The sequence below is a fragment of the Micromonospora sp. WMMD723 genome (genome assembly GCF_049863385.1).
Lineage (GTDB): Bacteria > Actinomycetota > Actinomycetes > Mycobacteriales > Micromonosporaceae > Micromonospora > Micromonospora wenchangensis.
Genome location: NZ_JBMKNR010000001.1, coordinates 6,696,490 through 6,722,738 on the forward strand (window position 1 = coordinate 6,696,490; position 26,249 = coordinate 6,722,738).

Genomic DNA, 26,249 nt, shown 5'->3' on the forward strand with positions numbered 1-26,249 from the left:
GGCTTGCAATATCGTCCCACCTGACGGGAGGGACCTTGTGGAGTAGTCGACCGGGCGCAACGGGTAACCGTCGCCTGACGGAGGCGTCCCGGGTCGGGCTTGCGGCCGGGCCGTCCGTCGGGGCGACCGGGCCGGACGGGAGACCGGGTGGACGACGGGACCCGCGTGCACACGGACGGCCGGTGTGACCGCGACCCCGAGGGGAGGCGGCCACACCGGCCGGTGGAATGGTCGGGTCAGGAGACGGCGCAGCTGACCCCGTTGAGGGTGAAGGAGGCGGGCCGGCCGGTGTTGCCGGCGTGGGTGGCCTGGAAGCCGATGTCGGTGGACTCCCCGGCCGCCAGCGTCGCGTTGTACGAGACGTTGCGGGCGGAGACCTGACCGCTGGAGCCGGTGTAGGTGGCGTTCCAGCCGTTGGTGAGCGTCTGCCCGGCGGGCAGGGTGAACGCCAGGGTCCACCCGTCGATCGCCGACGTGCCACGGTTGGTGATGCGGATGCTGGCGGTGAACCCGTCGTTCCAGGAGTTCATCGTGTAGCCCACCGCGCAGTCACCGGACTGACCCGGCGGCGGCGTGGTAGTCGGGGGCGGAGTGGTGGGGGGCGGAGTGGTGGGCGGCGGCGTCGTCGGGGGCGGGGTGGTGGGGGGCGGCGTCGTGGGGGGCGGGGTGGTCGGCGGCGTCGTGGTGAAGGTGATGTTCGAGACGTACGAGTTGATGTTCCAGCTCGCGTCCGCATCGGTCTGGCTGGTGACCGGCCGCCCCTGGACGGTGAAGTTGGTGAAGTGAACACCGCTGATGTTGACCGTCGAGGACCGCCCGTGCAGGTTGACGACCTTCTTCACGTCCGACGAGACGTTGGTGAAGTAGGCGTTGCGGATCGTCGAGGTGTTCTTCACCGTCCGCCAGGACGGCGGACGGTCCTCCTGGAGGTCGATCAGGCTGTCGGTCTGTTCGACCCGGACGTCCTCCCACCGGGTGTTGGACACGACGGCGGTGTCGACCGCGTCGATCACCATCGAGCGTCCCGCCTTCACCACGTCGATGTCGCGGAAGACGATCCCGTCCATCGACGTTCCCTCGGTCTTGGTGCCGATCTTCGCGCAGGCGGAGTTGCTGTAGCAGACGACGTGCTCGTGGACGACGTTCCTGGTGTTGACGATGCCGCTGGCGAACTCGTTCTTGGTCGCCATGTTGTCGTCGCCCGTGTAGAGGAACGCGTTGGACAGCAGGCTGTTGGTCGACTCGTCGAAGTCCACGCCGTCGGTGTTGTTGTACCCCGAGTTCGGCCGGCAGTTGATCAGCTTGTAGTTCCTGATGGTGACCCGGTCGCTGCGGTAGACGAGGGTGTTCCAGTAGCTGGAGTCGCGGACGGTGACGCCGTCGACCAGGATGTCGGAGCTTTCCTCGATCTTCAGCACGGCCAGGTTGATGCCCTGGGCCCGCAGGTACTTGCCGTTGCCGTCGATGACCCCACGGCCCAGCAGCTTGGCGTTGCGCACCTGGTACATCCGCAGCGAGGCGTGCTGCATGCCCTCGATGTTCACCCCGCCGCTGCCGGTGTTGAAGTCCGCCTTCTGGTTCGAGCCGTAGAGGACCGCTCCGGCGGCCAGGTAGAGGGTCATGTTGCTCTTCATCCACAGCTCACCGACCTGGTACCGGCCCGGCGGCACGTACAGGATGTTCCGGGTCGCCCCGGACGCGGCGTTGATCGCGCTCTGGATCTTGGAGGTGACCAGCGTCCCCCCGGTGTTGTCGACGCCGTAGTCGGCCAGGCTCTTGACGTCGGCGTCGCCCACCTGTGGCGCGTCCGCCTCGGGCGCGTCGATCAGGACGAACAGCAGTTCCTTGGCGTCGAACTGGACGATCAGGTAGTTGGGACCGCTGGTGAAGCTGATCGTGTTGCCGGTGCGGGCGACGGCGAGTTTCCGGCTCTTGGGACTGACGGTGTACGAGCTGAAGCCCTCCGCGACGGTGACCGAGAACTGGGCGGTTCCCGCCGCCGCCATCGAGCAGTGCGCGTAGTGCACCTGCATCTCCGGGGCGTACTTGGTCATCTTCTCGACGAACAGCGGGGTGGCGTCCGCCGTGACGGTGTAGAGCGTGCTCTTCGTCGCGCCACGCAGGGCGGGATCGGCGACGCAGCCGCCGGCGGCCGCACCTGACGAGTCGTTCGCGGCTGCCGCGGTCGCACCGTGGACCGGTGCCACCACCGCGCCCGTCGCGACACCGCCGACGGCGAGGAGAGCGATCGTTGCCCAGATCGCGAGGCGTCTGTTCTTCATGGGGACCCTTCTCGGGGGATGGATTGGGTACGCCCGGACGACCGCCCGCCACAGGCGGGTCGGCACCGGCGCGACCGCTGGCCGTGGCGCGGGACCGCACTGGTCCCGACGGGCCCTTCCATGTCGCTCGCCGCGCTGCCCGGTTTTCTCGCAACGGGGACACGGAACCGGCAAATGGGCCCCGCCAAGAAACATTTCCACAGCGGACACTACGCTTGACATGGATGTTCGTCAATGACGAGCGGGCTGGCGCATAGAAAGTATCGGACTCGAAGCCAGAAACTTTCCATCGCCCGAGCTGATGACGGTGCCGGATCGGTCCCGCGAGGTGAACCACAGCGGACCGCACCCACCTGCCCCTCTCGCGCCGACCGGCGGTCCGGGCGTCGGACCCGATACGCTCGCCCCGACGGCCGGCGTCCGCCCGGGGCGGCTTGCGCCGGTCGGACCCGCGCGCCGGCAGGAAGGGGACCGGGCATGTCGAGGCGGTCGGCAGCCGACCCACCGCGACCGGTGACCATCTCGCACATCGCCAGGACGGCCGGCGTGTCCGTGCCGACCGTGTCGAAGGTGATCAACGGCCGGGCCGGGGTGGCACCCGGGACCCGGGCCCGGGTCGAGTCGCTGATCAGCGAGTACGGCTACCGCAAGTCCGCTCCGCCGGCCGGCGGCACCACCATCGAGCTGGTCCTCGGGCAGGGCGGGGAGCTGCCGGGCATCGAGATCATCCAGGGCGTCCAGCAGGTAGCCCGCCGGCACCAGCTCGGTGTGGTGCTGTCCGGGTCGGGTCCCGGCGGCGACCCGGGACGGTACTGGCTCGACCACGCGGTGTCGCGACGTTCCCTCGGCGTGGTGGCCGTCGCGCAGCTCGACGCCGACGCGCAGGACCAGCTCCGTCGGCACGCGATCCCCTTCGTGGTCGTCGACCCCACCCACGAGCTGCCCGAGGACGTGCCGTTCGTCGGGGCGACGAACTGGTCGGCCGGCCGGGCGGCCACCCGGCACCTGCTCGGCCTGGGGCACCGCCGCATCGCGGCGGTCACCGGGCCCGACCACGTGCTGTCCTACCGGGCGCGCTTCGACGGCCACCGGTCCGCGCTGGAGGAGGCCGGTCTCACCGGGGAGCCGGCGCCCGTGATCCGGGGGGACCTGACCCGGGAGGGCGGCCGGTCGGCCGCCCGCGACCTGCTGGCCCGTCCGGACCGGCCGACCGCAGTCGTGACCGGCAACGACCTGCAGGCGGTGGGGGTCTACCAGGCTGCGCGGGCCGCCGGCCTGCGCATCCCGGAGGATCTCAGCGTCATCGGCTTCGACGACCTGCCCGTCGCCGCCCAGTTGGACCCGCCGCTGACCACGGTCCACCGGCCGCTGGGCCAGATGGCGGTCACCGCCACCGAGATGGTGCTGGCGCTGGGCCGGGGCGAGCGGCCCGCGCAGACCGGGATCGAGCTGGCCACGACGCTCGCGGTACGGCACAGCACCGCTCCGCCCACCGCCTGACGGCACACCCCGACCGACCCGCGGGCGGTCACGACCGTCACACCCTCGCCGTCCGGTTCGAGGTGGCAGGGCAGGTCGCGGTGGTACGCCCCGGTCGTGCCCCGCGGTGACGGCAGCTACCAGGTCGAACGCTGCCTGCTTCGGCGGCCCCGGACCACGGGCGGGGTCAACGGGAGTGGGCCACGGCGACGTCGAGGATCCAGGTGACGCCGAACCGGTCGGTCAGCATCCCGAAGCCCGGGGACCACGGGGAGGGGCCGAACCGCTCGATGATGGCGGCGCCGTCGGCGAGCCCGTCCCACAGTGCGCCGACCTCGTCGGCGGTTTCGCCGCGGACGGAAACGAAGAACCGCTCACCGGTCAGGGTCATGCCGTGCTCGCGGGTGGTGGTGGCCGGTACCACGGCGGGCCCTGGGCCGGGGACGTCGTAGGCCATGATCGTGAAGCCGTTGTCGGCGGCGACCTGGCCGAAGACGACCCGGTCGGCGTCGGGCAGGTCGCCGGGCATGCCGAAGTCGCGGTAGGCGACGACGGTGAGGTGACCGCCGAAGACGGACCGGTAGAACTCCAGCGCCGCGCGGGCGTCGCCGCGGAAGTTCAGGTGCGTGGTCGTGGTGATGGCCATGAGGGCTCCTTGGGGTTGTTCCCGATGGGGTTGGCTCGAGCACAAGAGTCGCAGCGGTAGGTGACAGGGTGTGGCACCTACTGCGGACCAGGATCATGCCGGATATCCCCGCGCGCCCGCCGGCCCCGGCGCCGGTCCACCCCGCCCGGGCGGTGACCCCCGTTCGACATCGGCTATTGACGTCGCCGTAACAGGGGGCTTAGCGTCTGTCGAACCGCTTCGTCGAACCGCTTCGACGATCACTCACGTGCGGTTCCCCCGCCTGGCCGCAGGAGGTGCGCGATGGCCACCATGCACGACGTCGCCCGCCTGGCGCAGGTCTCGGTCAGCACCGTGTCCTACGTCCTCACCGGGGCCCGGCCGATCTCCCAGGCGACCCGGGCCAAGGTGCTCGCCGCGATGACGCAACTCGACTACCAGCCCAACGCGATGGCCCGGGGCCTGGCCAGCCGGCGCAGCCGGATCCTGGGCCTGCTGCTGCCGATGGACGAGCGCGGGCTCGGCGCGACCGAGGCGGCGTTCGTCACCGGGGCCGCCGCGGCGGCCAGCGCCGTCGGCTACCACCTGGTGCTGTCGCCCGTCGGTGGGGGCGGCGACCTCGACGAGCTGCGCCGGCTGGCCAGCCAGCGGATGTTCGACGGTGTGGTGCTGATGGAGGTGCAGCTCGTCGACGAGCGGGTCGACGCCCTTGCGCAGGCCGGGGTGCCGCTGGTGCTGATCGGGCGGACCGGGGACACCGACGGCCTGTCCTACGTCGACATCGACTTCGAGCAGACGGTGCGGGAGGCGGTGGCGCACCTGGTCGGCCTGGGGCACCGGCAGATCGTCTACGTCAACCACTCGGCCGAGACCCTGGCCAGTGGTTACGGGCCGGCGCTGCGGACCCGGGACGCGTTCGTCACGGCGATGACCGGCCACGGCCTGGAGCCGGTCATGATCCCGGCGCAGGACAGCGCCGCCGGTGGGCGGGCCGCGCTGGCCGCCGCCGTCGCACGGGCGCCGGGCCTGACGGCCGTGCTGGCCATGAACGAGACGGCGATCTTCGGCATCCTCGGCGAGTTGACCGCTCGGGGGCTGAGCGTGCCCGACGACGTGTCGGTGGTCTCGATGGTCACCTCGCCGCAGGTCGCCGAGCTGGCCACCCCGGCGCTGACCGCGATGACGTCACCCGGCTCGGCGATGGGCCGGATCGCGATCGAGGCGCTGGTGCGCCACCTGGACGGAGCCGGCGACGAGCGCCACCAGCAGTTGCTGCCGTGCGCGCTGGAGATCCGGGGATCGACCGCAGCACCCCGAAGCCGTCACCCCGATGGGGGTTGACCAGGTAAAACGGCCCGTCGCCGCGCGGCAACGCGACGACGGACCCAGTGAAGTACCGGGCTCGATACTCAACGAGGAGGATAGCAATGCAGCGATTCCGCCGGATCGTCGCCGCGATCGCCCTGGCGGCCACCGCGACGACCACCGTGGCCGCGTGCGGCGGCGACGACAGCGGTGACGACAGCGGGGCCACGACCCTCAAGCTCTGGCACTACGAGGGCGAGAACAGCGCGATGGGGGTCGGCTGGGCAAAGGCCATCGAGATCTTCAAGACCGAACACCCGGGCGTCGAGGTGCGCTTCGAGCGCAAGGCGTTCGAGCAGATCCAACAGAACGCCGGCATGATCATCAACTCGTCCGAGGGCCCGGACATCATGGAGTACAACAAGGGCAACGCGACGGCCGGCCTGCTGTCGTCCCAGGGCCTGCTCACCGACCTCAGCGGCGAGGCCGACAAGCGCGGCTGGGCCGGCAAGCTCAGCCCCAGCCTGCAGACCACCGCCCGGTACAGCGACAAGGGCGTGATGGGGTCGGGCAACTGGTTCGGGGTGCCGAACTACGGCGAGTACGTCACGGTCTACTACAACAAGGACCTGTTCGACCGCAACGGCGTCACCGTGCCCACCAGCATGGCGGAGCTGACCGCCGCGATGGACACCTTCGTCGGCAAGGGCATCACCCCGCTGGGTATGGCCGGCGCCGAGTACCCGGCCGGGCAGCTGTTCTACCAGTTGGCCCTGTCGAAGGCCGACCGGAAGTTCGTCGACGACTACCAGCTCTACAAGAACCCGGTCGACTTCCGCGCCGACCCGCTGAAGTACGGCGCGGACACCTTCGCCGACTGGGTCCGCAAGGGCTACGTCGCCAAGGACTCGGCGAGCCTCAAGGCCGAGGACATGGGCACCGCGTTCATCGCGGGCAAGACCCCGATGATCGTTTCGGGCAGCTGGTGGTACGGCCGGTTCAAGGCCGAGATGAAGGCCAACTGGGACACCTTCCTGTTCCCGGGCAACACCCTCACCGCCGGCTCGTCCGGCAACCTCTGGGTCGTCCCGACCAACAGCAAGGCCAAGAACCTGGCGTACGACTTCATCGACATCACCCTGCGCCCGGAGATCCAGGACCTGATCGGCAACAACGGTGGCATCCCGGTGGCCGGTGACCCTGCGAAGATCACCGACCCGAAGGACCGCAAGCTCATCGAGGACTTCAACACGGTCAGCAAGCAGGACGGTCTGGCCTTCTACCCGGACTGGCCGGTGCCCGGCTACTACGACGTGCTGGTCGGCGGGTTCCAGGCGCTGATCAACGGATCCAAGTCCCCCGACCAGGTGCTCGACACGATCGCCAAGCCGTACGCCGACGGCGTCAAGGAGATCACCGGCAAGTGACACGGCGAGCGGCGGGCGCGACCGGCACGACCGGCGCGCCCGCCCAGCCCGCCGGGAAGGATCCTGGATGACAGTCCCCGACACCGTCGCCGGCACACCGCAGGCGACGACCCCCACCCCCTCCCCCGCGTCCCCGCGCCGCCGCCGACGCGACGGCCGCGACGCGGCGTACTGGCTCTACCTGCTCCCCGGGGCGGTGCTGTTCGTCCTGGTCATCGGCGTGCCGCTGGTCGGCACCGGCTACCTGTCGCTGACCCGCTGGTCGGGCGTCGGTGACCCCACCTTCGTCGGGTTGGACAACTACCGGCGGCTGCTGGACGACGAGGTGTTCTGGGCGTCGTTCCGCAACACCGTGGCGATGATCGTCGCGATGGTGGTGGTGCCGACGCTGCTCGGGCTGCTGCTCGCCTCGGTGCTCTTCGACGTCGTCGGGCGGCGGTTCCGGCCCCGGACGGCGGCGGCCCTGCGGGCCGCGTTCTACCTGCCGCAGGTGCTGCCCGTGGTGGTGGCCGGCATCGTGTGGGGCTGGATCCTGCGCCCCGACGGCGCGTTCAACAGTGTGCTCGACGCGGTCGGTCTCGGCGCGCTGCGCCACGACTGGCTGGGCGACCCGGACACCGCGCTGCCGGCGGTGATGGCGGTGATGATCTGGGTGCAGATCGGCTACCCGGTGGTCGTGTTCATGGCGGCGTTGCAGCGGGTCGACCCGGAGCTGTACGAGGCCGCCGAGGTCGACGGGGCGAACTGGCTGCGCCGGTTCGGGGCGATCACCCTGCCGCAGATCCGGCCGGAGACCTTCGTGGTGGCGCTGACCTGCACGATCGCCGCTCTGAAGGTGTTCGGGCCGATCTTCGCGCTGACCCGGGGCGGCCCGGAGAACGCCACCAACGTGCCGTCGTACTTCGCGTACTACACGTTCTTCAAGAAGCTCCAGGTCGGCTACGGCTCGGCGATCTCCACCGTGCTCACCGTGATAATCGTGGTGGTGGCCGTGGTCTTCATCGCCGTACAGGCCCGCAGCGAACGCCGGGACCGGGGGATCTGAGATGACCGTGACGATCGCCAAGGTCCCGGTCCACCGGACGAAGGTGCGCGACCGCCACCACCGGGGCGTCAGCCGCTGGGTGGTGCTCGCACTGGTCACCGTGGGCGCGCTGGTCATGCTGGTGCCGTTCGCGTTCATGCTGCTCAACGCGTTCAAGTCGCCCGGGGACTACTCGTCGGGCGGCCCGCTGAGCTGGCCGTCGGAGTTCTACACCACGGGTCTGCGGACGTACTGGTCGGAGGTGAACTTCCCGCTCAAGCTGTGGAACTCGGCGCTCATCGCCGGGTCGGTGGCGGTGCTCGGCGTCGTCGTGTCGCTGCTCAACGCGTACGCGCTGGGCATCGGCCGGGTCCGGGGGCGGCTGTGGATCGTCGGGGTGTTCCTGCTGGCCAACATGCTGCCGCAGGAGGCGTTGATCTATCCGCTGTACTACGTCGCCAAGGAGATCGGTCTCTACAACACCCGACTGTCGGTGATCATCATCTTCACCGTCATCCAGAGCGCGTTCGGCACGTACCTGCTGGCCTCGGTGCTGGGCACGTTCCCCCGGGCGCTGCTGGAGGCCGCCGCGCTCGACGGCGCCGGGAAGTGGACGGTGCTGTGGCGGGTGGTCTTCCCCAACCTGCGGCCCACCCTCGCCGTGCTGCTCATCTTCTTCTTCATCTGGACCTGGAACGAGTTCCTCATCCCGCTGGTCATGCTGATCGACAACCAGACCCAGACCATTCCGGTCGCCCTCGCGTCGTTGCAGGGTGACCGGCTGATGGACGCCCCCACCACCAACGCCGGCGCCCTGATCAGCCTGGTGCCGGCCATCCTGTTCTTCCTCATCTTCCAGCGCACCCTGGCGCGCGGCATCACGGCAGGAGCCGAGAAGTGAAGTTCACCGACGGGTACTGGCAACTGCGCCCCGGGGTCAGCGTGCTGCGCCCCGGCACTGTCGAATCGGTCGAGCCGGACGACCGCGGTTTCACCGTCTTCGCGCCGGCCGGTCAGATCAACGGCCGGGGCGACACGCTCAACCGGCCGGTCGTCACCGTCCGGTTCTTCTCCCCCGCCCCCGGCGTGGTCGGGGTGACCATCGGCCACCACAGCGGCGGGCTGCCCCGCGAACCCCGCTTCGGGCTGGCCACCGACGGCACGCACCCGGTCACCGTCGACATCACCGGGATCAGCGCGTCGTTGACCACCGGCGAGCTGACCGTGCGGGTCGCGCTGGTCGACGGCTGGCGGGTCGAGTTCAAGCACGGCGACCGGCTGGTCACCGCGTCCACCGGCCGCAGCATCGGCATCGTCACCGACGGCAAGGGACGCCGGTACGTGCACGAACGGCTCGCGCTCGGCGTCGGCGAGACGGTGTACGGGCTGGGCGAGCGGTTCGGCCCGTTCGTCAAGAACGGGCAGACGGTCGACATCTGGAACGCCGACGGCGGCACCGCCAGCGAGCAGGCGTACAAGAACGTGCCGTTCTATCTGAGCAGCGCCGGCTACGGGGTGTTCGTGGACCACCCGGAGCACGTGTCGTTCGAGGTCGGCTCGGAGGTCGTCGCGCAGACCCAGTTCAGCGTCGAGGGCCAGTCGCTGACCTACCACGTCATCGACGGGCCCACCCCGAAGGACGTGCTGCGCCGCTACACCGCGCTGACCGGCCGGCCGGCCCGGGTGCCCGCCTGGTCGTACGGGCTGTGGCTGTCCACGTCGTTCACCACGTCGTACGACGAGAAGACGGTGACCGAGTTCGTCGACGGGATGGCCGAGCGGGACCTGCCGCTGTCGGTGTTCCACTTCGACTGCTTCTGGATGCGCCAGTTCCACTGGGTGGATTTCGTCTGGGACCCGGCGACCTTCCCCGACCCGGAGGGCATGCTGCACCGGCTGCACGAGCGGGGCCTGAAGGTGTGCGTGTGGATCAACCCGTACATCGCCCAGCGGTCGTACCTGTTCGAGGAGGGCCGCGAGGCCGGCTACCTGGTGCGCAACCCGGACGGGTCGGTGTGGCAGTGGGACAAGTGGCAGGCCGGCATGGCGCTGGTCGACTTCACCAACCCCGACGCGGTGGCCTGGTTCACCGACAAGCTCCGCGCGCTGCTGGACATGGGCGTCGACTGTTTCAAGACCGACTTCGGGGAGCGCATCCCGACCGACGTGGTGTGGCACGACGGGTCGGACCCGCAGCGGATGCACAACTACTACTCCTACCTCTACAACAAGGCGGTCTTCGAGCTGCTGGAGGCCGAGCGGGGCGAGGGCGAGGCGGTGCTGTTCGCCCGCTCGGCCACCGCCGGCGGCCAGCAGTTCCCGGTGCACTGGGGCGGCGACTGCGAGTCGACGTTCGTCGCGATGGCCGAGTCGCTGCGCGGCGGGCTGTCCCTGGCGTCGTCCGGCTTCGGCTACTGGAGTCACGACATCGGCGGCTTCGAGGGCACCCCCGACCCGGCGGTGTTCAAGCGGTGGATCGCGTTCGGCCTGCTGTCGTCGCACTCGCGGCTGCACGGTTCCGGCTCGTACCGGGTGCCGTGGGCGTACGACGAGCAGGCCGTGGACGTGCTGCGCCACTTCACCCGGCTCAAGCTCGGTCTCATGCCGTACCTGGCGGCGACCGCCGAGGAGGCGCACCGCGACGGGATACCGATGATGCGACCGATGATCGTGGAGTTCCCGGACGATCCGGCCGTGGCGCATCTCGACCGGCAGTACATGCTCGGCCCGGACGTGCTGGTCGCGCCGGTGCTCAGCGCCGACGGGCAGGTCACCTTCTACGTGCCCGCCGGCACCTGGACCCACCTGGTCACCGGGGCGCAGCTCACCGGCCCGACCTGGGTGACCGAGAAGCACGGGTACGACAGCCTGCCGGTGCTCGCCCGGCCCGGCGCGGTCATCGGGTTCGGGGCGCGCTGCGACCGGCCCGACTACGCCTGGGCCGACGGGGTGGAGCTGCGGCTCTACGCTCCGGCGGAGGGGCAACGGCAGCAGGTGCGCATCCCGTCGCCCGACGGGGGGCCGGGTGCGCGGTTCGAGGTGGGGTTCCGGGGCGGGCTGGCGACCGCCGAGCTGGTGTCGGGTGAGTCGTCGGCGTACCACTGCGTGGTGGTCGGCGCGGAGAGGGCGGGACGATGACGGCACGCAACTTCCCGGAGAGTTTCCTCTGGGGGTCGGCGACGGCGGCGTACCAGATCGAGGGTGCGGCCACCGAGGACGGTCGGGGTCCGTCCATCTGGGACACCTACAGCCACACCCCCGGGCGGACGTTGAACGGTGACACCGGTGACGTGGCCGCCGACCACTACCACAGGTGGCCGCAGGATCTGGACCACCTCGCCGAGCTGGGGCTGGGCGCGTACCGTTTCTCGGTCTCCTGGCCCCGGGTGCAGCCGGGCGGTTCCGGCCGGTTCAACCCCGCCGGCCTGGACTTCTACGCGCGGCTGGTCGACGGGCTGCTGGAGCGCGGCATCCGGCCGGTGGCGACCATGTACCACTGGGACCTGCCGCAGGAGCTGGAGGACGCCGGCGGGTGGCCGGTGCGGGACACGGCGCGGCGTTTCGAGGAGTACGCGGCAGGGATCGTCGGCGCGCTCGGGGACCGGGTGCACACCTGGACGACGCTCAACGAACCGTGGTGCTCGGCCTACCTGGGGTACGGCTCCGGCGTGCACGCGCCCGGCCGCACCGAACCGGCGGCGGCGCTGGCGGCGGTGCACCACCTGAACCTGGCGCACGGCCTGGCCGGGCGGGTGGTGCGGGAGCTGACGCCGAGCGCCGAGCTGTCGGTGACGTTGAACCTGCACGTCGTGCGGGGCGCGTCCGGGTCGGCCGCCGACGCCGACGCGGTCCGGCGGATCGACGCGCTGGCGAACCGGGCGTTCCTCGGCCCGATGCTGGACGGGGCGTACCCGACCGACCTGCTGGCCGACACCGCCGCCGTCACCGACTGGTCGTTCGTGCGCCCCGGTGACGAGAAGCTGATCGCGGTGCCGCTGGACGTGCTCGGGGTCAACTACTACTCCAGCACCCTGGTGCGCGCCTGGGACGGGCACTCGGCCCGCTCGGCCGCCGACGGGCACGGGGCGTCGGTGCACTCGCCGTGGGTGGGTGCCGAGGACGTCGACTTCCTGCCGCAGCCCGGCCCGTACACGGCGATGGGCTGGAACATCGACCCGCCGGCCTTCACCGAGCTGCTGGTGCGGCTGGGGCGCGACCACCCGGGCCAGCCGTTGATGATCACCGAGAACGGCGCGGCGTTCGACGACGTGGTGTCGGCCGACGGGCGGATCCGCGACGACCGGCGGATCGACTACCTGCGTCGGCACATCGGTGCGGTGGCCGACGCCCGCGCGCAGGGCGTGGACGTGCGGGGCTACTTCGTCTGGTCGCTGCTGGACAACTTCGAGTGGGGTTACGGCTACGACCGTCGGTTCGGCATCATCCACGTCGACTACGACACGCAGGAACGCCGCTGGAAGGACAGCGCCCACTGGTACCGCCGGCTGGTCGCCACCGGCCAGCTCGACGGATAGGTCGGCGGGTTCCCGCAGGGTTGCCCTGGTCGGACGGCCAGGGCAGCCCCCGTCGCCGCGACCCCGGCCGGTGCCGTGCGGCCGGGGTGCGCGGCGGACCGGGTTCAGGGGTGTGTCGCACGGACCCGTTCGAGGCCGAGTCGCGGACTGGTGACGAGGCGGTAGTCGGCTGACTCCGCGTCGGACAGGGGGTCGCCCCGGACCGGGGTGAAGTCGGGTCCGTCGGAGCCGGGTGCGTGCACCACCTGCAGTTGCGCCCGCACCGCTTCCTCCCGCAGGCGGTCGGTGATGACGCGGGTGGACGAGTCGGCCGCCTCCCGCAGGTCGGACAGGCCACCGATGATCTCGGCGAAGGACCGGGAGGAGACGTCGGCGTCCGGCTGCGCGGACTGCTCGTCGCCGATCAACCGGTCGGAGGTGCGGAAGAAGCCGTCCTTGCCCAGGTAGCGCTCGTACATGATGGTCACCAGCGCGAACAGCCGCATGTACGCGCGCCGGTAGGCGAACTCGAAGAACCGCAGCGCCTCCGTCTCGTCGACCTCGCCACGGTCCACCGAGGCGACGCACGCGGCGGCGGTCAACGCGCTGTAGAGCGCGAGGTGCACGCCGGTGGACAGCAGCGGGTCCAGGAAGCAGGCCGCGTCGCCGACGATCGCGTAACCCGGCCCGCAGAACTGGTCGGCGATGTACGAGTAGTCGGTCTCGACCCTCGTCACGCCGAGGAACTCGGCCTCTGCCGTCAGCTTCGTGATGGTCGGCGAGGCCGCGATGAGGTGCCGGTACAGGTCGTCCGACGACGGGTGCTCGTGACGGTCACGCGCGAAGGCGTCCTTGGTGGTGACGTAGCCGATGCTCATCCGCCCGCCGGCCATCGGGATCACCCAGTACCAGCCCTCCGGCGAGGAGATGATGTTGATCCCTCCGGACGGCGTGTCGGGCAGCAGCGTGGCCCCGGTCCAGTAGCCCCAGATGCCGACGTTGCGCAGGTTGTTCAGCGGCTCGCGGTTGCCGAAGTGCCGGGCGCTGAGCAGCCCGTTGCGTCCGGTGGCGTCGACCAGGAAGTCGAAGTCGTCGATGGTGAACGGTTCGCCGTCGTCCGGGGAGCACTCCACGGCCACCGGCCGGCCGTCGGCGAAGCGCACCGACCGGCCGGTGACACCGGTGGTGACGGCGACCCCGTTGCGGCGGGCGTGCTCCAGCAGCAGCGCGTCGAACTCGCTGCGGTCGACCTGCCACGACTGCACCCCGGACTGCGCCTGCCAGTCGAACGTCCACTGGTCGTCGTCCCAGTGGATGACGCCGCCGTTCTTCTTCACGAAGCCGTGGTCGTCGAGGGTCTTCGACATGCCGATGACGTCCAGCACCACCCGGCACGACGGGGTGAGCGACTCCCCCACGTGGTACCGCGGGAAGTGCGCGCTCTCGACGAGCCGCACGTCGAGGCCGGCCTGGGCCATCGCCGTTGCCGCGGTGCTCCCGGCCGGGCCACCACCGATCACGAGGACCTTCATGTCTCTGCCACCTTGCCGTTCCGGCCGTAGCCACGCAGGAATGGTGCACGACGACGCGCGTTTCCCCGGCGGCCACCGGGGCCGCCGACGGAATCAGGGGGTGGTGCCGGTCACGGTCGGATCCGGCAGGCGGGTGCCGTGGGTCCCATGCCGGCGGTCGTGCGCCGTACGGGTCGAATCCGATGACGAAAAAGCAGCACAAGCATCCCCATCCTCGCACGAATGAGATAGACGATCGTACATGAATATCGGTGCGGGCACCGCTACGCTCCGTTACCCCGGAGGGCTGCGGTGGTGGGCCGGAGCAGCCACCCTTCCGGCGGTCGTACTAGGGTGCTTTCTGGGGCAAAGTGTCCGGGTGGGGCAAGGAGGTCCGATGCGGCAGGCCAAACGGCTGAAGAGCGTCCGGTACGACATCCGTGGGCCGGTGCTGCGGCGGGCACAGGAGATGGAGGCCGCCGGCCACCGGATCCTCAAGCTGAACCTGGGCAACCCGGCGCCCTGGGGACTGGCCACTCCCGGCCCGATCGTCGCCGACGTGGTGCAGAACCTCGTCGAGGCGCAGGGCTACAGCGACGCCCGGGGCATCTACTCGGCGCGGGTCGCCGTCGCCCAGCGGTACCAGAACCTGGGCGTGACCGGCGTCCAGCCGGACGACGTGCTGCTCGGCAACGGGGTCTCCGAGCTGATCATGATGGTGTTGCAGGCGCTGCTCGACTCCGGCGACGAGGTGCTGGTGCCCAGCCCGGACTACCCGCTCTGGACCGCCGCGGTGAACCTGTGCGGCGGGCAGGCCGTGCACTACCGCTGCGACGAGAGCGCCGGCTGGCAGCCCGATCTGGAGCACCTGGCCTCGCGGATCACCGAACGCACCCGCGCCCTCGTGGTGATCAACCCGAACAACCCGACAGGCGCGGTGTACTCGGAGCAGACCCTGCTCGGCATGATCGAACTGGCCCGCCGGCACGGCCTGATGATCTTCGCCGACGAGATCTACGACCGGATCGTGTACGACGGCGCCACCCACCACACCCTCGCGGCGCTCGCCCCGGACGTGCCGGTGGTCAGCATGGGCGGCCTGTCGAAGGTCTACCGGGCCGCCGGCTTCCGCTCCGGCTGGCTCGCCACCAGCGGGTTCACCGGCACCGACACCGACTACCTGAACGGGCTGCAACTGCTGGCCAACCTCCGGGTCTGCCCGAACGTGCCGGCCCAGCACGCCATCCAGACCGCGCTCGGCGGCTACCAGAGCATCGACGAGCTGATCCGGCCCGGCGGGCGGCTGCTGGAACAGCGCGACCACGCCTGGCGCGAGGTCGTCTCGATCCCCGGCGTCGACTGCGTCAAGCCGGAGGGGGCGCTCTACCTCTTCGCCCGCCTCGACCCGGCCGTCCACAAGATCCACGACGACGAGAAGCTCGTGATCGACCTGCTGGAGCAGCAGCATCTGCTGATCTCGCACGGCAGCGGCTTCAACATCGACACCCCGGACCACCTGCGCATGGTGTTCCTGGCCCCGACCGACGTCCTCGACGACGCGATCGGGCGCATCCGCACCTTCCTGTCCACCTACCGGCAGTAGGAGGGGCCCGCTACCAGCTCACCACCAGCCGGCCCAGGCCGTCGGTCGTGGGCGAGAGGAGGGACCGATGACCGATGAGTTGACCGTGGGGGTGCTGGGCGCGGGCATCATGGGTGCCGCCATGGCCCGCAATCTCGTCCGGGCCGGGCACGTCGTCCGCGTGTGGAACCGGTCCCCGGAGAAGGCGGCGGGGACCGGCGCGACCGTGGCGCAGACCCCGGCCGACGCCGTACGCGACGCCGACGTGATCATCACGATGCTGTACGACGGGGCGACCGTCCGCGAGGTGATCGGGCGGGCCGCACCCGGGCTGAAGGCGGGCGCGGCCTGGCTGCAGACCACCACCGTGGGCCTGGCCGACACGGCCGGGCTCGCCGAGATCGCCGCCGAGCACCGGGTGGCGTTCTACGACTCGCCCGTGCTCGGCACCCGGCAGCCCGCCGAGGCCGGCCGGTTGACCGTGCTCGCCGCCGGTCCGCAGACCGGCCGGGAGAAGCTCACCGCGGTGTTCGACGCGATCGCGGCCCGGGTGGTGTGGCTGGCTGAGGACGGCGCGCGGGGCGACGCCACCCGGTTGAAGCTGGTGGCGAACAGTTGGGTCCTGACGGTGACCCACGGCGCGGTCGAGATGCTGGCGTTGGCCGGGGCGCTCGGCGTCGACCCGGACCGCTTCTTCGAGGTGATCGAGGGCGGCCCGCTGGACATGGGCTACCTGCGCGCCAAGACCGACCTGGTGCGGCAGGGCCGGTTGTCGCCGGCGAGCTTCGCGGTGGAGACCGCCGAGAAGGACGCCCGGCTGATCGTCGCGGCCGGCGAGGACCACGGGGTACGCCTCGACGTCCTGGCCGCCGGTGCGCAACGGTTGCGGCGCGCGGCCGAGCAGGGGCACGGCGGCGAGGACATGGCGGCGTCCTACCACGCCAGCTTCGTCCCGTGACGCTGGTCCGGCGGCGGAGTACCGGTGGTGGCGGTGAGGCGTCGCACGGCGGCCTGAGCGGGAGGGCCCCAGGACGGTTTGCCGCCAGGGCGGCCGTGGACGCCGGCGTCGCCGATCAGGATGCCGCCGAGGGCGCGTGCCAGGGCCCATCCCCGGGCACGGCGGATGGTGGCGGGGTCGGGTGTCGGCCGGTAGGCGGCGAGGAAGTGGTCGATGCCGTGGTCGGGTAACAGGAGCCACCCGGCGGCGAGGTCGTAGGCGGGGTCGCCCGTGCCGAGGTCGCCGAAGTCGATGACGCCGCGGAGGGCGCCGTCGGTGGTGAGGACGTTGGCCGGGTGCAGGTCGGCATGCAACCAGAGCGACGGGCCCGTCCAGCCGGGGGCGGTGACGGCGTCGTGCCAGACGGCGCGCACGGTGTCCGGGTCGGGGATCAGGCCCCGTTCGGTGGCGTCGGTGAGCGCTGCGGTGAATCCCCCGGTGTGGTCGGTCAGCGGGCCGCCCCGACTGCCGCCGTTAGGAGCGCCGGTGGGGGCAGGCTGGTGCAGTGCGGTCAGGAAGGCGGCCAGGGAGTGCGCCGCGTCGGTGGCCCGGGTGACGGGTTGCCGGTCGGCGGGGACACCCGGCACCCAGGTGGTGACGAGCCAGCACCGGGGGAAGCGGTCGGACGGTGTGCCGATGCGCTGCGGCACCGGGACCGGTAGCGGAAGGTGCGGGGCCAGGGTGGGCAGCCAGGTGAATTCCTTGCGCAGCAGCGCGTCCGCGCGGTCGGTCGCCCAAGGGAGCCGGACGGCCAGCTCGTCACCGAGCCGCCACATCTGGTTGTCCCACCCGCGTGCGGCCAGCCGAACGGGAAGACCGGCGAGGTCGGGGTGTTGGTCCCGAATCAACTCCTGGACCAGCTCCGCGGTGATCTCCGCTCCCCTTCGGGTCATACGGAACGACGGTAGTCCCGCAGACGCGTCTCGCGGGCCTTCGTCACCGGCCGGCCGCGACGACGGCGGCCGGGAACCCGCGGCCTGGTTCCCGCGACGGGAGCACTCGTGTTGCGCGTCGGGTCGCGATGGTGATTGTGGACAGTGCCTGGATCGGGCATGCTGACACCGGTCGGGCCGTTCGGCTCATCGGGGTGCAGAGAGAGTGCCCGGACCGCGTCGGGCGGGCGGGGATGTGCCTGCTGTAGTGGGACAACAGCACGTCACACCATCCGCGTCTCCCGATTTCTGCCGCGAATCTGCTGTTTCCACATGCACCGAGGAGTGCCGGTGAAGCCGTTCCGGAGAGCTGTTCTCGCCGTGCTGTGCGGAGCCGTGCTGGTGGTCGGCCCGCAGACCCCCGCATCGGCGATCACCGGCGGCACCACCACGTCGTCACTGCACGGGCAGGTACAGATCTGGAACAACGGAGGGGCCAACTTCCGCTGTACCGGCTCGCTCATCCATGTGCACTACGTGCTCACCGCGGCACACTGCCTCCACAGCAGCCGTCTCGTGATCAAGGCGGGCGACAAGCGTCTCGGCAGCGGTCAGCGCATCATCGTGGACGGCACGGCGGTGGCACCGAAGGGCTACGACATGGCAGTCCTGCATCTGGCGTCGAACGTCACCCAAAGCAATCTCGTCGTTCCTTACAGCAGAGACACGGCTCTGCTCAAGACCGGGGTCACCGTAGCCATCCGCGGCTGGGGGCAGACCGAGACGAACGGGCCACCGGCATCGACCCTGCGGGTGTGCAGCCTGCGGGTCGAGCGATCCATCGGGTCGGAACTGGAGTTGGAAGGACTCGACGGGGTTCCCCTGGACGGCGACTCCGGGGCAGCGGTCTGGCAGAACAACCGCGTCCAGGCCGTGTTCACCCACTCCGACGACGCCCTGGGCGGACTGTCCGTTCCCACCGGTTTCCTGGCCGGCTGGATCAAGAGCGTCAGCGGGGTCGACGGAATCGACTGAACCCGGTCTGACCGTCCGGGCGACGTGGGCGGGGTCGTCGTCAGGCGGCGTTGACGCTGGTGCGGACGGCGTCCCAGGCCAGTTCGGCGGCGACCGTGCCCAGCCGCAGCGACGGGGCGGGCACCGCCACCTCGTCGGTGGTCAGGGCGAAACAGCGTGTCGCCGTCGGCGATGGTGTGGAACGGCTGGATCGCCCGGTGCATGGAGCTGTACACCTGGGTGGCGAACTGGGCGAGTTCGGTGTCGGTCATCCGGACGTTGTGACCACCACCTACCTCGACATCGCCCACCAGTACGAGGTCCTCGACCTGCTCGCCGGGGGTCGGACCGTGGTCGCCGTCCTGCACGACCTCAACCAGGCGGCCCGCTACGCCACCGACCTGGTGGTGCTGCGCGACGGCCGGGTCGCCACGACCGGTCACCCGTCGACGGTGCTCACCCCGGACCTCGTCGCCGACGTGTTCGGGTTGCGCCGCCGATCGTGCCCGACCCGGTGACGGGCACGCCAGCGGTGTTCCCCGAGTCGTACCGCCCCACCCGACCGGCCCCGTGGTGGTGCCCGGTGGATGAGCGGACCGTCGCGCCGATCGGGGGGTGAGGCCGACGTGATCCGGCGCAGGGCCTCGCCGAGGGCGGGCCGCCGATACGGCAGCCCGCCCGGTCGGCGACGGAAGCCCCGGCCCTGGACATCGCCACCTACCAGTCGTGACCGACGGGGGCTTCACCGCCGTGCGGCGCTACCGCGGGCCCCGCCGGGGTCGGGGGACGATCTTCTCGGCGTCGACCACGGTGAACGAGGCGTACGGGTGGACGCCGCCGCTGACGACCGCCTCGGCCTGCCGGTCGCCCAGGAGCACCGAACGGAAGAACGCGGTGACGTATCCGGCGCTGACCTGGCGCTGTTCGGTCTCGGTCAGCTTGCGGGTCACGTGTGACCACTCGATCGGCGGTTCGGGGGTGCCGCTGTCCGGGTCCCAGTCCGGGAACGTCGGGGTGCCACACCAGCCCGGTGCCGGACCGAAGCCCTGGTCGTCGATGGCGCCGACCTGCCCGCTCCCGGGAGACCACTGGGTGTTGAGGAAGTTGTGGTTCGCGCCACGGACATGCCAGGTGTAGACCGGCTTCCGCGTGTGGCCGATCGCCAGCTTCGCATAGTCGAGACCCTGCTCACTGTCGCAGCCGCCGACCCAGACCGCGAGCGGTGCCGAGGTCACCCGGTAGAGCTTGGCATCCGGGGAACCGGGGTTGGTGGCGGTGCCCGAGCCGGCGGCGGCGAGGGCGAGGACGCCGGCCACGCGTACGCCTGCCGGGAGGTCGGCGCGGTGGACGTCGGCGGCGTGCCAGGCCACCGCACGGCCGCCGCGTGAGTGGCCGAGTGTCCCCGTACGGGAGAAGTCGATCCTGCCTTTGAGGTCCGGGGTCGGGCCGTTGAAGTGGCCGGCCAGGGCACCACGGCCCGTGCGGGCCAGTTCGGTCCAGAGCGCGAGATGCTTGTTGATGAGCTTCGCGCGGGCGTTGTCGGCCTCGGTGCCGATCTGGCCGGCGTTGATCCCGTTGGCGCTGATCGAGACGACGACCATTCCCTGGGCGGCGAGCTGTCGGGCGAGATAGTCGTAGCCCCGGTAGCTGGGCAGTGCGGCGACACCGGGCGCGCAGGGCCACTGCCAGAGCCGGTGGATGGCGTCCAACCAGCGCGGGTCGTCGTAGTAGTCGGCCGGCGACTCCTTCTCGATCCGGGCCGCCTCGGCGTCGGCAGCCCGGTCGGCGCAGGTGGACCAGTAGCCGTGCGAGAGCACCACCAGCGGGAACGGCCCGTTGCCGGCGGCCGGGTAGTGCACGTTGCCGGTCAGCTCGATCGGTGCCAGGGTCGACGAGTCCGGGCCGTCGGTGTGGAAACCGGCGACGGTGAACGCGCGGTCGCCGAGGGTGTAGTCGAGCGACCTGACCGGATAGGTGCGGTCCTTGGCCTGGGCGGGTGACGTGGGCACGAGGCCGGCGGCGACCAGGGCCACTGCGGCCAGGCCCTTCAGCAATGACAACCTTTTCTCCTTCACGGGGACCGGGGGCTGTTACGTGCCACATCCTGGCGAACCCTTGTCAGGAACCTGTGGTGATCCGGTAGTGGTCCCGTTCTCCACCTGTTTCGATGTTCTGACGCCTCCTAGACTCGCCGCCGTGAACGCGAACGTGCTCGTCGCCGAGGACGACCCCAAGCAGGCCGAACTGCTCCGGCGGTATCTGGAGCACGAGGGCCACCGGGTGTCGGTGGTCCACGACGGCCGGGCCGCGCTGGACGAGATCCGCCACTGTCCGCCGGACCTGCTGGTGCTGGACGTCATGATGCCGCGCGTCGACGGCCTCGACGTGTGCCGCATCCTGCGTCGGGACTCGGAGGTGCCGGTGCTGATGGTCACCGCCCGCAGCACCGAGGACGACCTGCTGCTGGGCCTGGACCTGGGCGCCGACGACTACCTGACGAAGCCGTACAGCCCGCGGGAACTGGCGGCGCGGGTGCGCACCCTGCTCCGCCGGACCCGGTCCGCGGCTGCGCTGCCTGTCACGCCGGTGCTGCGGGTGGGCGACCTCCTCATTGATCCGGTACGCCACGAGGTCACCGTCGCGGGCAGCCCGGTGGTGTGCACCCCGGGCGAGTTCGCCCTGTTGAGCGCGTTCGCTGCGGAGCCGGGCAGGGCGTTCAGCCGCGACCAACTGCTCCGCCGGCTGCACGGGCTCGACTCGTACGTCACCGCCCGCACGGTCGACGTGCACGTGATGAACCTGCGCCGGAAGATCGAGACGGATCCGCGACGCCCGGCACGGCTGCTCACCGTATACGGCATCGGATACAAACTCGCCGATGGCTGAGTGGTGCGGACGCGGCAGCCTCCTGGTCCGGCTGCTCGCCCTCAGCGTGGTCATCTCCGTACTCTCGATCTCGGCGACCGCCTGGCTCGCCGTACGTGACACGACCCGGGCACTGCAACAGGAGCGCGGCCGGGCGCTCGCCGACGACGCGCGGATCTACGACGCCCTGCTCGGGCACGCCGCGACGCACCACGACTGGACAGGCGTGTCGCCACTGGTGCGGTCCCTCGCGGCGGACACCGAGCGACGGATCGTCCTGACCGACCGCAACCGCACCCCGCTCGCCGCGTCCGGTGCGGGAGCCCTGCCGCAACGGGCCTCCGCCACCGTCGACCCGCTCGCCGTCGACACCGATCTGGCGGGAACGGCGGGAGCCGGCGGCATCGACGCGCGGGCCACCGGCCCGTACCAGCTCCCGGACGCCGAACGGACCGCGCTGCGCAGATTGGCGGTGCGGGCACTGGACTGTCTGCACGGTCCGCTCGAACCGGCCCCGCTGACCGCGGCGGAAGGGTTGCTTCCGGTCCGGACCGACGCGGAGATCGTCGTCGCCCCCAGCGGCAGGCCCCGCATCGTGTCCCGAGGCGCCACCGTCATCAGCGACGCGCGGTGCGCCGGGGAGTTCGACGCGTTGGCCGAGCCGACCGCCACCGAGCGACAAGCGCTGGACCAGCTCGACGACCTCGTCAACACCTGCCTGGGCCGCCAGCGGATTCCGGCGGTGCGAACCGACCTCGACGGACAGTGGACCCCGGCCGGGTCCGGCCCGATCACCGCCGAACGACGCGACGACGTCGACGGTTGTGTCGCCGCGGCCCGACGCACCCAGATCGCCGGCCACGTCGCGCCACCCGTGTTGTTGTTCGTCACCGACCCGGGTACCCCGGTGCCGGTCGGCGCGTTCGACCTCACCCCGGCCAACCGGTTGCGGATCTTCGGGGTGGCCGGGGTGGTGCTGCTCGTCGCGGTCGGCGTCACGGTGCTGGTGGGGGTACGCCTGGTCCGACCACTACACGCGTTGACCGCCGCGGCCGGGCGGATGCGCAACGGCGACACCACGGCACGGGTGCGGGTCGCCGGACGCGATGAGATCGCCCGGCTCGGCACCGCGTTCAACGAGATGGCCGAACAGCGGTGCCGGGTCGAGCAACTGCGCCGCGACATGGTCGGCGACATCGCCCACGAGATGCGTACGCCGGTGACGAACATCCGCGGCTGGTTGGAGGCAGCCGAGGACGGGGTGGTCGAACTCGATGTGGACCTGGTCAGTTCGCTGCTGGACGAGGCGCTCCTACTCCAGCACGTCATCGACGACCTCCAGGATCTCGCCGCAGCCGACGCGGGCGAGCTGACACTGCACCGGCAACAGGTCGAGCTGCCCAGGCTGCTGCGCGAGGTCGCGGACGCCTTCGCTCCCGCCGCCGAGTCCGCCGGGGTCGCGCTGGTCGTCGATGCCGCACCCGGCACGCTCGACGCCGATCCGATCCGGCTCCGGCAGGCCATCGGCAACCTGATCACCAACGCGATCCGGCACACCCCCGCCGACGGCCGGGTCACGCTCTCCGCCCGACACCGGGCAGCGTACGTCGAGATCGTCGTAGCCGACACCGGGCCGGGGATTCCGGAGGAACAGCGTGAGCTCGTCTTCGAACGGTTCTGGCGGGCCGAGAAGTCCCGCAACCGGCGAACGGGCGGCAGCGGTCTCGGGCTCGCCATCGTCCGCAAGATCGCCGAATCACACGGCGGCACCTCGGCGGTCTCCGGCGCCGCCGGGACGGGAGCGGTGTTCACCCTTCGCCTTCCGGCCGCATCCGGGCAGGCCGACCCGCCGCACGGACCTGTCCCGCTTCCCGAGGTCCGACCCTGACCCGCGCCGCCGTGGGACTACCCCGGTCGGCGTCCCCAGGCCGAGATGAGCGGTGCGAGGGTGAGGTCGAGGTCGCCGGCCCCGACGGCGGCCAGGTGGGCGTCGATCTCGGCGTCGGTGGCCAACCCCGCGGCGAGCAGCTCGGCGCGGACCATCCGCACCGTCGCGGTCTCCAGCCGGTCGCAGGCCACGCCGCCGACCGGGAAGTGGCCGGATGCGCCGACACCGACCAGGCCGGCCGCCCGCAACGCCCCCGGCAGGGTACGGCCGAACCGCAGGTCCGCGCCCCGACGGGTCAACAACTCCCGGACCGCCCGGCGTAGCCGGTTGGCGCGCCGCTGAGCCGGGCCGACCTCGTCGAGGCAGGCCATCGGCTGCAACTCGGTGTCGGCGTCCTCGACGAGAAGCCAACCGCCGGGCCGCAACGCGGCCACCATCGTCGCCAACGCCCGGGCACGGTCGGCCACGTGGACGAGCACCAGCCGGGCGTGCACCAGGTCGAAGGTCCCCGGCTGCGGCGGCGGATCCGCGCTCACGTCGTGCCGGACCACCTCGTACCCACCTCGCGGGCCCAACCAGGCGGGATCGATGTCCGTGGCCAGCACGTGACCGGAGGATCCGACGACCGCCGCCAGCGCCTGCGGGATGCCGGGGCCACCGGCGCCGACCTCCCAGCAGCGCCAGCCCGCCCGTATCCCGAGCCGGTCGACGTGCCCGCGGGTGACACCGTCGAACAGCTCAGCCAACCAGGTGAACCGCTCGCCGGCCTCCACCCGGGCGTTGTCGAGCAGATAGCGGCGATCCGGGGCGGACCCGCCGGGGCGCGGTGCCGGGAGGCCTGACTCCCCGCCCGCCGGGTCGACCCGCCCGCCCACGGTCGGCTGCGGCGCGGACCCGGGGCCGGCGAGAGGCTTCGGTGAACTCACACCCCCATCCTCACGACCGACCGCCTCCGGTGCCAGTACGACGCCGGACAGAAGCCGGATGCAACCGGACACGGGACGAGCGGTCTCGTCGGACCGCGCACGACGGGTCGGCGGCTGGCCGGTCACGGGGACCCGTCAGGGTTCACTGCACCTGGTACGTACCGCCGCATGCCTCGGCGAGGGTCGACCCGAACAGCGCCGCCGGCGTGTACGCGCCCGGTTTGCCCTGCCCGTCGAGCAGCCGCCGGACCACCTCGGCGGGCACCGTAGCCGTCCAGGACTGGGCCTCGCCGACCCGCAGCCAGCCCTCGCGGCTGCTGCCGTCCGGCCACTGGACGACCGCGTGGCCCCAGGAGTGCTCGCGGGGCTTCGGGCGGGCCCTGGTCGGCACCGTGGCGAGCCGTCGCCGCAGGAGGGCGCGCACCGGGCCGATCGCGAGCAGGGCGGTCGCCACGGGCAGCACCGCGCGCATGACCGGGGAGGACGGGGCCTCGCTCGATGCGGCGAGCACGTCCGCGGCGCCGCTGGCGCGCTGGGCGGCCATCAGCTCGCCCAGCGGCATGCCGGCGGTGGTCACCGTGGACCCGTCGGGCAGGACCAGTTTCATCGGGTCGCCGGCGAGAGGGGCAGGGGTGAGTCGTCCGTCGCGGTACCGGCGGCCCTGGAACCGCCCACCGCCCTCGACCCCGGGGATGCCCTCCACGATCGTGGCGGCGAGGGCGTCGCCGACGACGCCGTCCTCGGTGGCCAACGAGGGCACCATGTCGACCCGGGCCCGCCGGGGTGTCGGTCGCCCCTCGCAGAGCTTCACCACGACGCTCTCGGTGGCGGTCACGCCGAAGCCGGCTCCCGTGACGGCCGTGCGTCCCGCTGCCGTCAACTCGCCGTGCCGGCCGAGGACCGCCGACACCGCGGCCAGATCGTTGGCGAGGTCGAGGTAGTGGCCGGTCGGGAGGCACGCGTCCAGCAGGGGCAGGGCCGTCTCGATGAACGGTCCGACGGTGTTGACCACCACGGCCGGCCGCTCCCGGCGGATCGCGGCCGCGGTCTCGCGGACCGTACCGGCCACGATCGTCGGCAGCCCGCCGGCGGCGGCCTCGAGCCGTTCGGCGTCCCGGCCGACCAGCATCGGCTCGATGCCCTGTCGGCGCAGTTCGGCCGCGATGGCGCGCCCGCTGCGTCCGGTGCCGCCGAGGATCCATACGTCGGTCATGGCACAGCTCCGCCCTGGTGCGGCAGCCGTCCCAGTGACGACACGCCGTGTCATCACCATACCGTCGACGACACGTCATGTCATCACGGCTACACTGGGATCATGGCCCGATGGCGACCGGATGCCCGCGAGCGGCTGCGGCAGGCGGCGCTCGAACTCTTCGCCGAGCAGGGCTTCGCCGCTACCACGGTGCCGGCGATCACCGCGCGGGCCGGCCTGACGACGCGCACGTTCTTCCGGCACTTCGCCGACAAGCGCGAGGTGCTCTTCGCGGACGAGGCCGAGATCAGCGCCTTCGCCACGGAACTCATGGCCACGGCGCCCACCGACGAACCGCTGACGTTCATCGTCGCGGGCCTGCGCACGGTCGCCGAGACCTACTTCGAAGGCCGCAAGGACGACCTGCGGCAACGGCGCGCCATCGTGGCGTCCGACCCGGGGCTGGGCGAACGCGACCAGCACAAGCGCGCGATGCTGGCCCAGGTGATGCGGGACGGCTTCCGCGCCCGCGGCCTCGACCCGCTCCGGGCCGACCTGCTCGCCGAGACGGCGGGAACCCTGATGTACGTGTCCGTCGCCGCATGGCTCGACACCGACGACGGTCGCCGGCTCGGCGACATCATCGACGCCGCACTCGCGACGCTGCGGGCCGAACTGGAAGGGCTGCCGACCTCGAACGGTCAGGTTGTGTCGGAAGGGTGAGTCCGGCGCGAGCGGGACCGCCC

General features: G+C 71.3%; 20 protein-coding genes and 2 pseudogenes. 15 read left to right on the forward strand and 7 right to left on the reverse strand.

Features of this window, described 5'->3' with window-relative positions:
• Positions 1–236: 236 nt before the first annotated feature.
• Complete coding sequence (locus tag ACN261_RS29000) at positions 237–2,282, reverse strand: cellulose binding domain-containing protein (RefSeq protein ID WP_425853224.1); 2,046 nt, start codon at positions 2,280–2,282, stop codon at positions 237–239.
• A gap of 477 nt (positions 2,283–2,759) precedes the next feature.
• On the opposite strand from ACN261_RS29000, the gene ACN261_RS29005 reads away from it, so the two are divergent.
• Positions 2,760–3,782 carry a LacI family DNA-binding transcriptional regulator gene (locus tag ACN261_RS29005; protein WP_421482872.1) on the forward strand — a complete coding sequence of 341 codons (1,023 nt, stop codon included), beginning with the start codon at positions 2,760–2,762 and terminating at the stop codon, positions 3,780–3,782.
• 166 nt (positions 3,783–3,948) lie between these two features.
• Here ACN261_RS29005 and ACN261_RS29010 read toward each other — a convergent pair whose 3' ends face one another.
• A complete protein-coding gene (locus tag ACN261_RS29010) occupies positions 3,949–4,407 on the reverse strand; it encodes a VOC family protein (protein WP_421482874.1) in 459 nt (152 codons plus the stop codon).
• 282 nt (positions 4,408–4,689) lie between these two features.
• Here ACN261_RS29010 and ACN261_RS29015 point away from each other — a divergent pair, with 282 nt between their 5' ends.
• The 6 genes from ACN261_RS29015 (at position 4,690) to ACN261_RS29040 (ending at position 12,677) form a co-directional block, all read left to right on the forward strand.
• Positions 4,690–5,727 carry a LacI family DNA-binding transcriptional regulator gene (locus ACN261_RS29015; RefSeq protein WP_425853227.1) on the forward strand — a complete coding sequence of 346 codons (1,038 nt, stop codon included), beginning with the start codon at positions 4,690–4,692 and terminating at the stop codon, positions 5,725–5,727.
• 86 nt (positions 5,728–5,813) lie between these two features.
• Positions 5,814–7,118, forward strand: coding sequence for an ABC transporter substrate-binding protein (locus ACN261_RS29020; RefSeq protein ID WP_425853229.1), 1,305 nt, complete (start codon positions 5,814–5,816; stop codon positions 7,116–7,118).
• Positions 7,119–7,185: 67 nt separating this feature from the next.
• Positions 7,186–8,163, forward strand: a complete 978-nt coding sequence (locus ACN261_RS29025) for a carbohydrate ABC transporter permease (RefSeq protein WP_425853232.1) — start codon at positions 7,186–7,188, stop codon at positions 8,161–8,163.
• A gap of 1 nt (position 8,164) precedes the next feature.
• Positions 8,165–9,043 (forward strand): carbohydrate ABC transporter permease, encoded by an 879-nt coding sequence (locus tag ACN261_RS29030; RefSeq protein WP_421482878.1) that lies wholly within the window; start codon positions 8,165–8,167, stop codon positions 9,041–9,043.
• Positions 9,040–11,280 carry an alpha-xylosidase gene (yicI, locus tag ACN261_RS29035; protein ID WP_425853234.1) on the forward strand — a complete coding sequence of 747 codons (2,241 nt, stop codon included), beginning with the start codon at positions 9,040–9,042 and terminating at the stop codon, positions 11,278–11,280. The genes ACN261_RS29030 and yicI overlap by 4 nt, the downstream gene beginning before the upstream one ends.
• On the forward strand, positions 11,277–12,677 hold the full coding sequence (locus ACN261_RS29040; protein WP_425853236.1) for a GH1 family beta-glucosidase: 1,401 nt from the start codon (positions 11,277–11,279) through the stop codon (positions 12,675–12,677). Before yicI ends, ACN261_RS29040 begins: the two co-directional genes overlap by 4 nt.
• A gap of 104 nt (positions 12,678–12,781) precedes the next feature.
• Here ACN261_RS29040 and ACN261_RS29045 read toward each other — a convergent pair whose 3' ends face one another.
• The gene (locus ACN261_RS29045; RefSeq protein WP_425853239.1) at positions 12,782–14,188 is read right to left on the reverse strand and encodes an NAD(P)/FAD-dependent oxidoreductase; all 1,407 of its coding nucleotides are present in this window, start codon (positions 14,186–14,188) and stop codon (positions 12,782–12,784) included.
• A 376-nt stretch (positions 14,189–14,564) separates the two neighbouring features.
• On the opposite strand from ACN261_RS29045, the gene ACN261_RS29050 reads away from it, so the two are divergent.
• The 3 genes and pseudogenes from ACN261_RS29050 (at position 14,565) to ACN261_RS29060 (ending at position 16,707) form a co-directional block, all read left to right on the forward strand.
• Positions 14,565–15,770, forward strand: coding sequence for a pyridoxal phosphate-dependent aminotransferase (locus tag ACN261_RS29050; protein WP_088645935.1), 1,206 nt, complete (start codon positions 14,565–14,567; stop codon positions 15,768–15,770).
• Positions 15,771–15,834: 64 nt separating this feature from the next.
• Positions 15,835–16,296: pseudogene (locus ACN261_RS29055) on the forward strand (NAD(P)-dependent oxidoreductase); the annotation flags it as partial.
• Between the two features lie 81 nt (positions 16,297–16,377).
• Positions 16,378–16,707, forward strand: a complete 330-nt coding sequence (locus tag ACN261_RS29060; protein ID WP_363657950.1) for an NAD-binding protein — start codon at positions 16,378–16,380, stop codon at positions 16,705–16,707.
• Here the strand turns inward: ACN261_RS29060 and ACN261_RS29065 are convergent.
• Entirely contained in the window at positions 16,683–17,639 is a 957-nt protein-coding gene (locus ACN261_RS29065; RefSeq protein ID WP_421482883.1) for an aminoglycoside phosphotransferase family protein, read from the reverse strand. The two genes, ACN261_RS29060 and ACN261_RS29065, sit on opposite strands and share 25 nt — an antisense overlap.
• A 330-nt stretch (positions 17,640–17,969) precedes the next feature.
• Here ACN261_RS29065 and ACN261_RS29070 point away from each other — a divergent pair, with 330 nt between their 5' ends.
• Together ACN261_RS29070 and ACN261_RS29075 are read left to right on the forward strand one after the other, a co-directional pair.
• A complete protein-coding gene (locus ACN261_RS29070; protein WP_363795222.1) occupies positions 17,970–18,653 on the forward strand; it encodes a trypsin-like serine protease in 684 nt (227 codons plus the stop codon).
• Between the two features lie 266 nt (positions 18,654–18,919).
• Positions 18,920–19,251 (forward strand): annotated as a pseudogene (locus ACN261_RS29075) (hypothetical protein); the annotation flags it as partial.
• A gap of 139 nt (positions 19,252–19,390) precedes the next feature.
• On the opposite strand, the gene ACN261_RS29080 reads toward ACN261_RS29075, so the two are convergent.
• Positions 19,391–20,692: a hypothetical protein gene (locus ACN261_RS29080; protein ID WP_421482885.1), complete on the reverse strand. Its 1,302-nt coding sequence runs from the start codon at positions 20,690–20,692 to the stop codon at positions 19,391–19,393.
• 136 nt (positions 20,693–20,828) lie between these two features.
• On the opposite strand from ACN261_RS29080, the gene ACN261_RS29085 reads away from it, so the two are divergent.
• Entirely contained in the window at positions 20,829–21,518 is a 690-nt protein-coding gene (locus ACN261_RS29085; RefSeq protein WP_421482886.1) for a response regulator transcription factor, read from the forward strand.
• Positions 21,511–23,385, forward strand: a complete 1,875-nt coding sequence (locus ACN261_RS29090; RefSeq protein ID WP_421482887.1) for a sensor histidine kinase — start codon at positions 21,511–21,513, stop codon at positions 23,383–23,385. Before ACN261_RS29085 ends, ACN261_RS29090 begins: the two co-directional genes overlap by 8 nt.
• 17 nt (positions 23,386–23,402) lie before the next feature.
• On the opposite strand, the gene ACN261_RS29095 is transcribed toward ACN261_RS29090, so the two are convergent.
• Positions 23,403–24,311, reverse strand: coding sequence for a methyltransferase domain-containing protein (locus ACN261_RS29095; protein ID WP_421482888.1), 909 nt, complete (start codon positions 24,309–24,311; stop codon positions 23,403–23,405).
• A gap of 142 nt (positions 24,312–24,453) precedes the next feature.
• Positions 24,454–25,524, reverse strand: coding sequence for a hypothetical protein (locus tag ACN261_RS29100; RefSeq protein ID WP_421482889.1), 1,071 nt, complete (start codon positions 25,522–25,524; stop codon positions 24,454–24,456).
• 102 nt (positions 25,525–25,626) lie between these two features.
• Between ACN261_RS29100 and ACN261_RS29105 the strand changes: the two genes are divergently transcribed.
• Positions 25,627–26,226, forward strand: coding sequence for a TetR/AcrR family transcriptional regulator (locus ACN261_RS29105; protein ID WP_425853244.1), 600 nt, complete (start codon positions 25,627–25,629; stop codon positions 26,224–26,226).
• Positions 26,227–26,249: the final 23 nt, after the last annotated feature.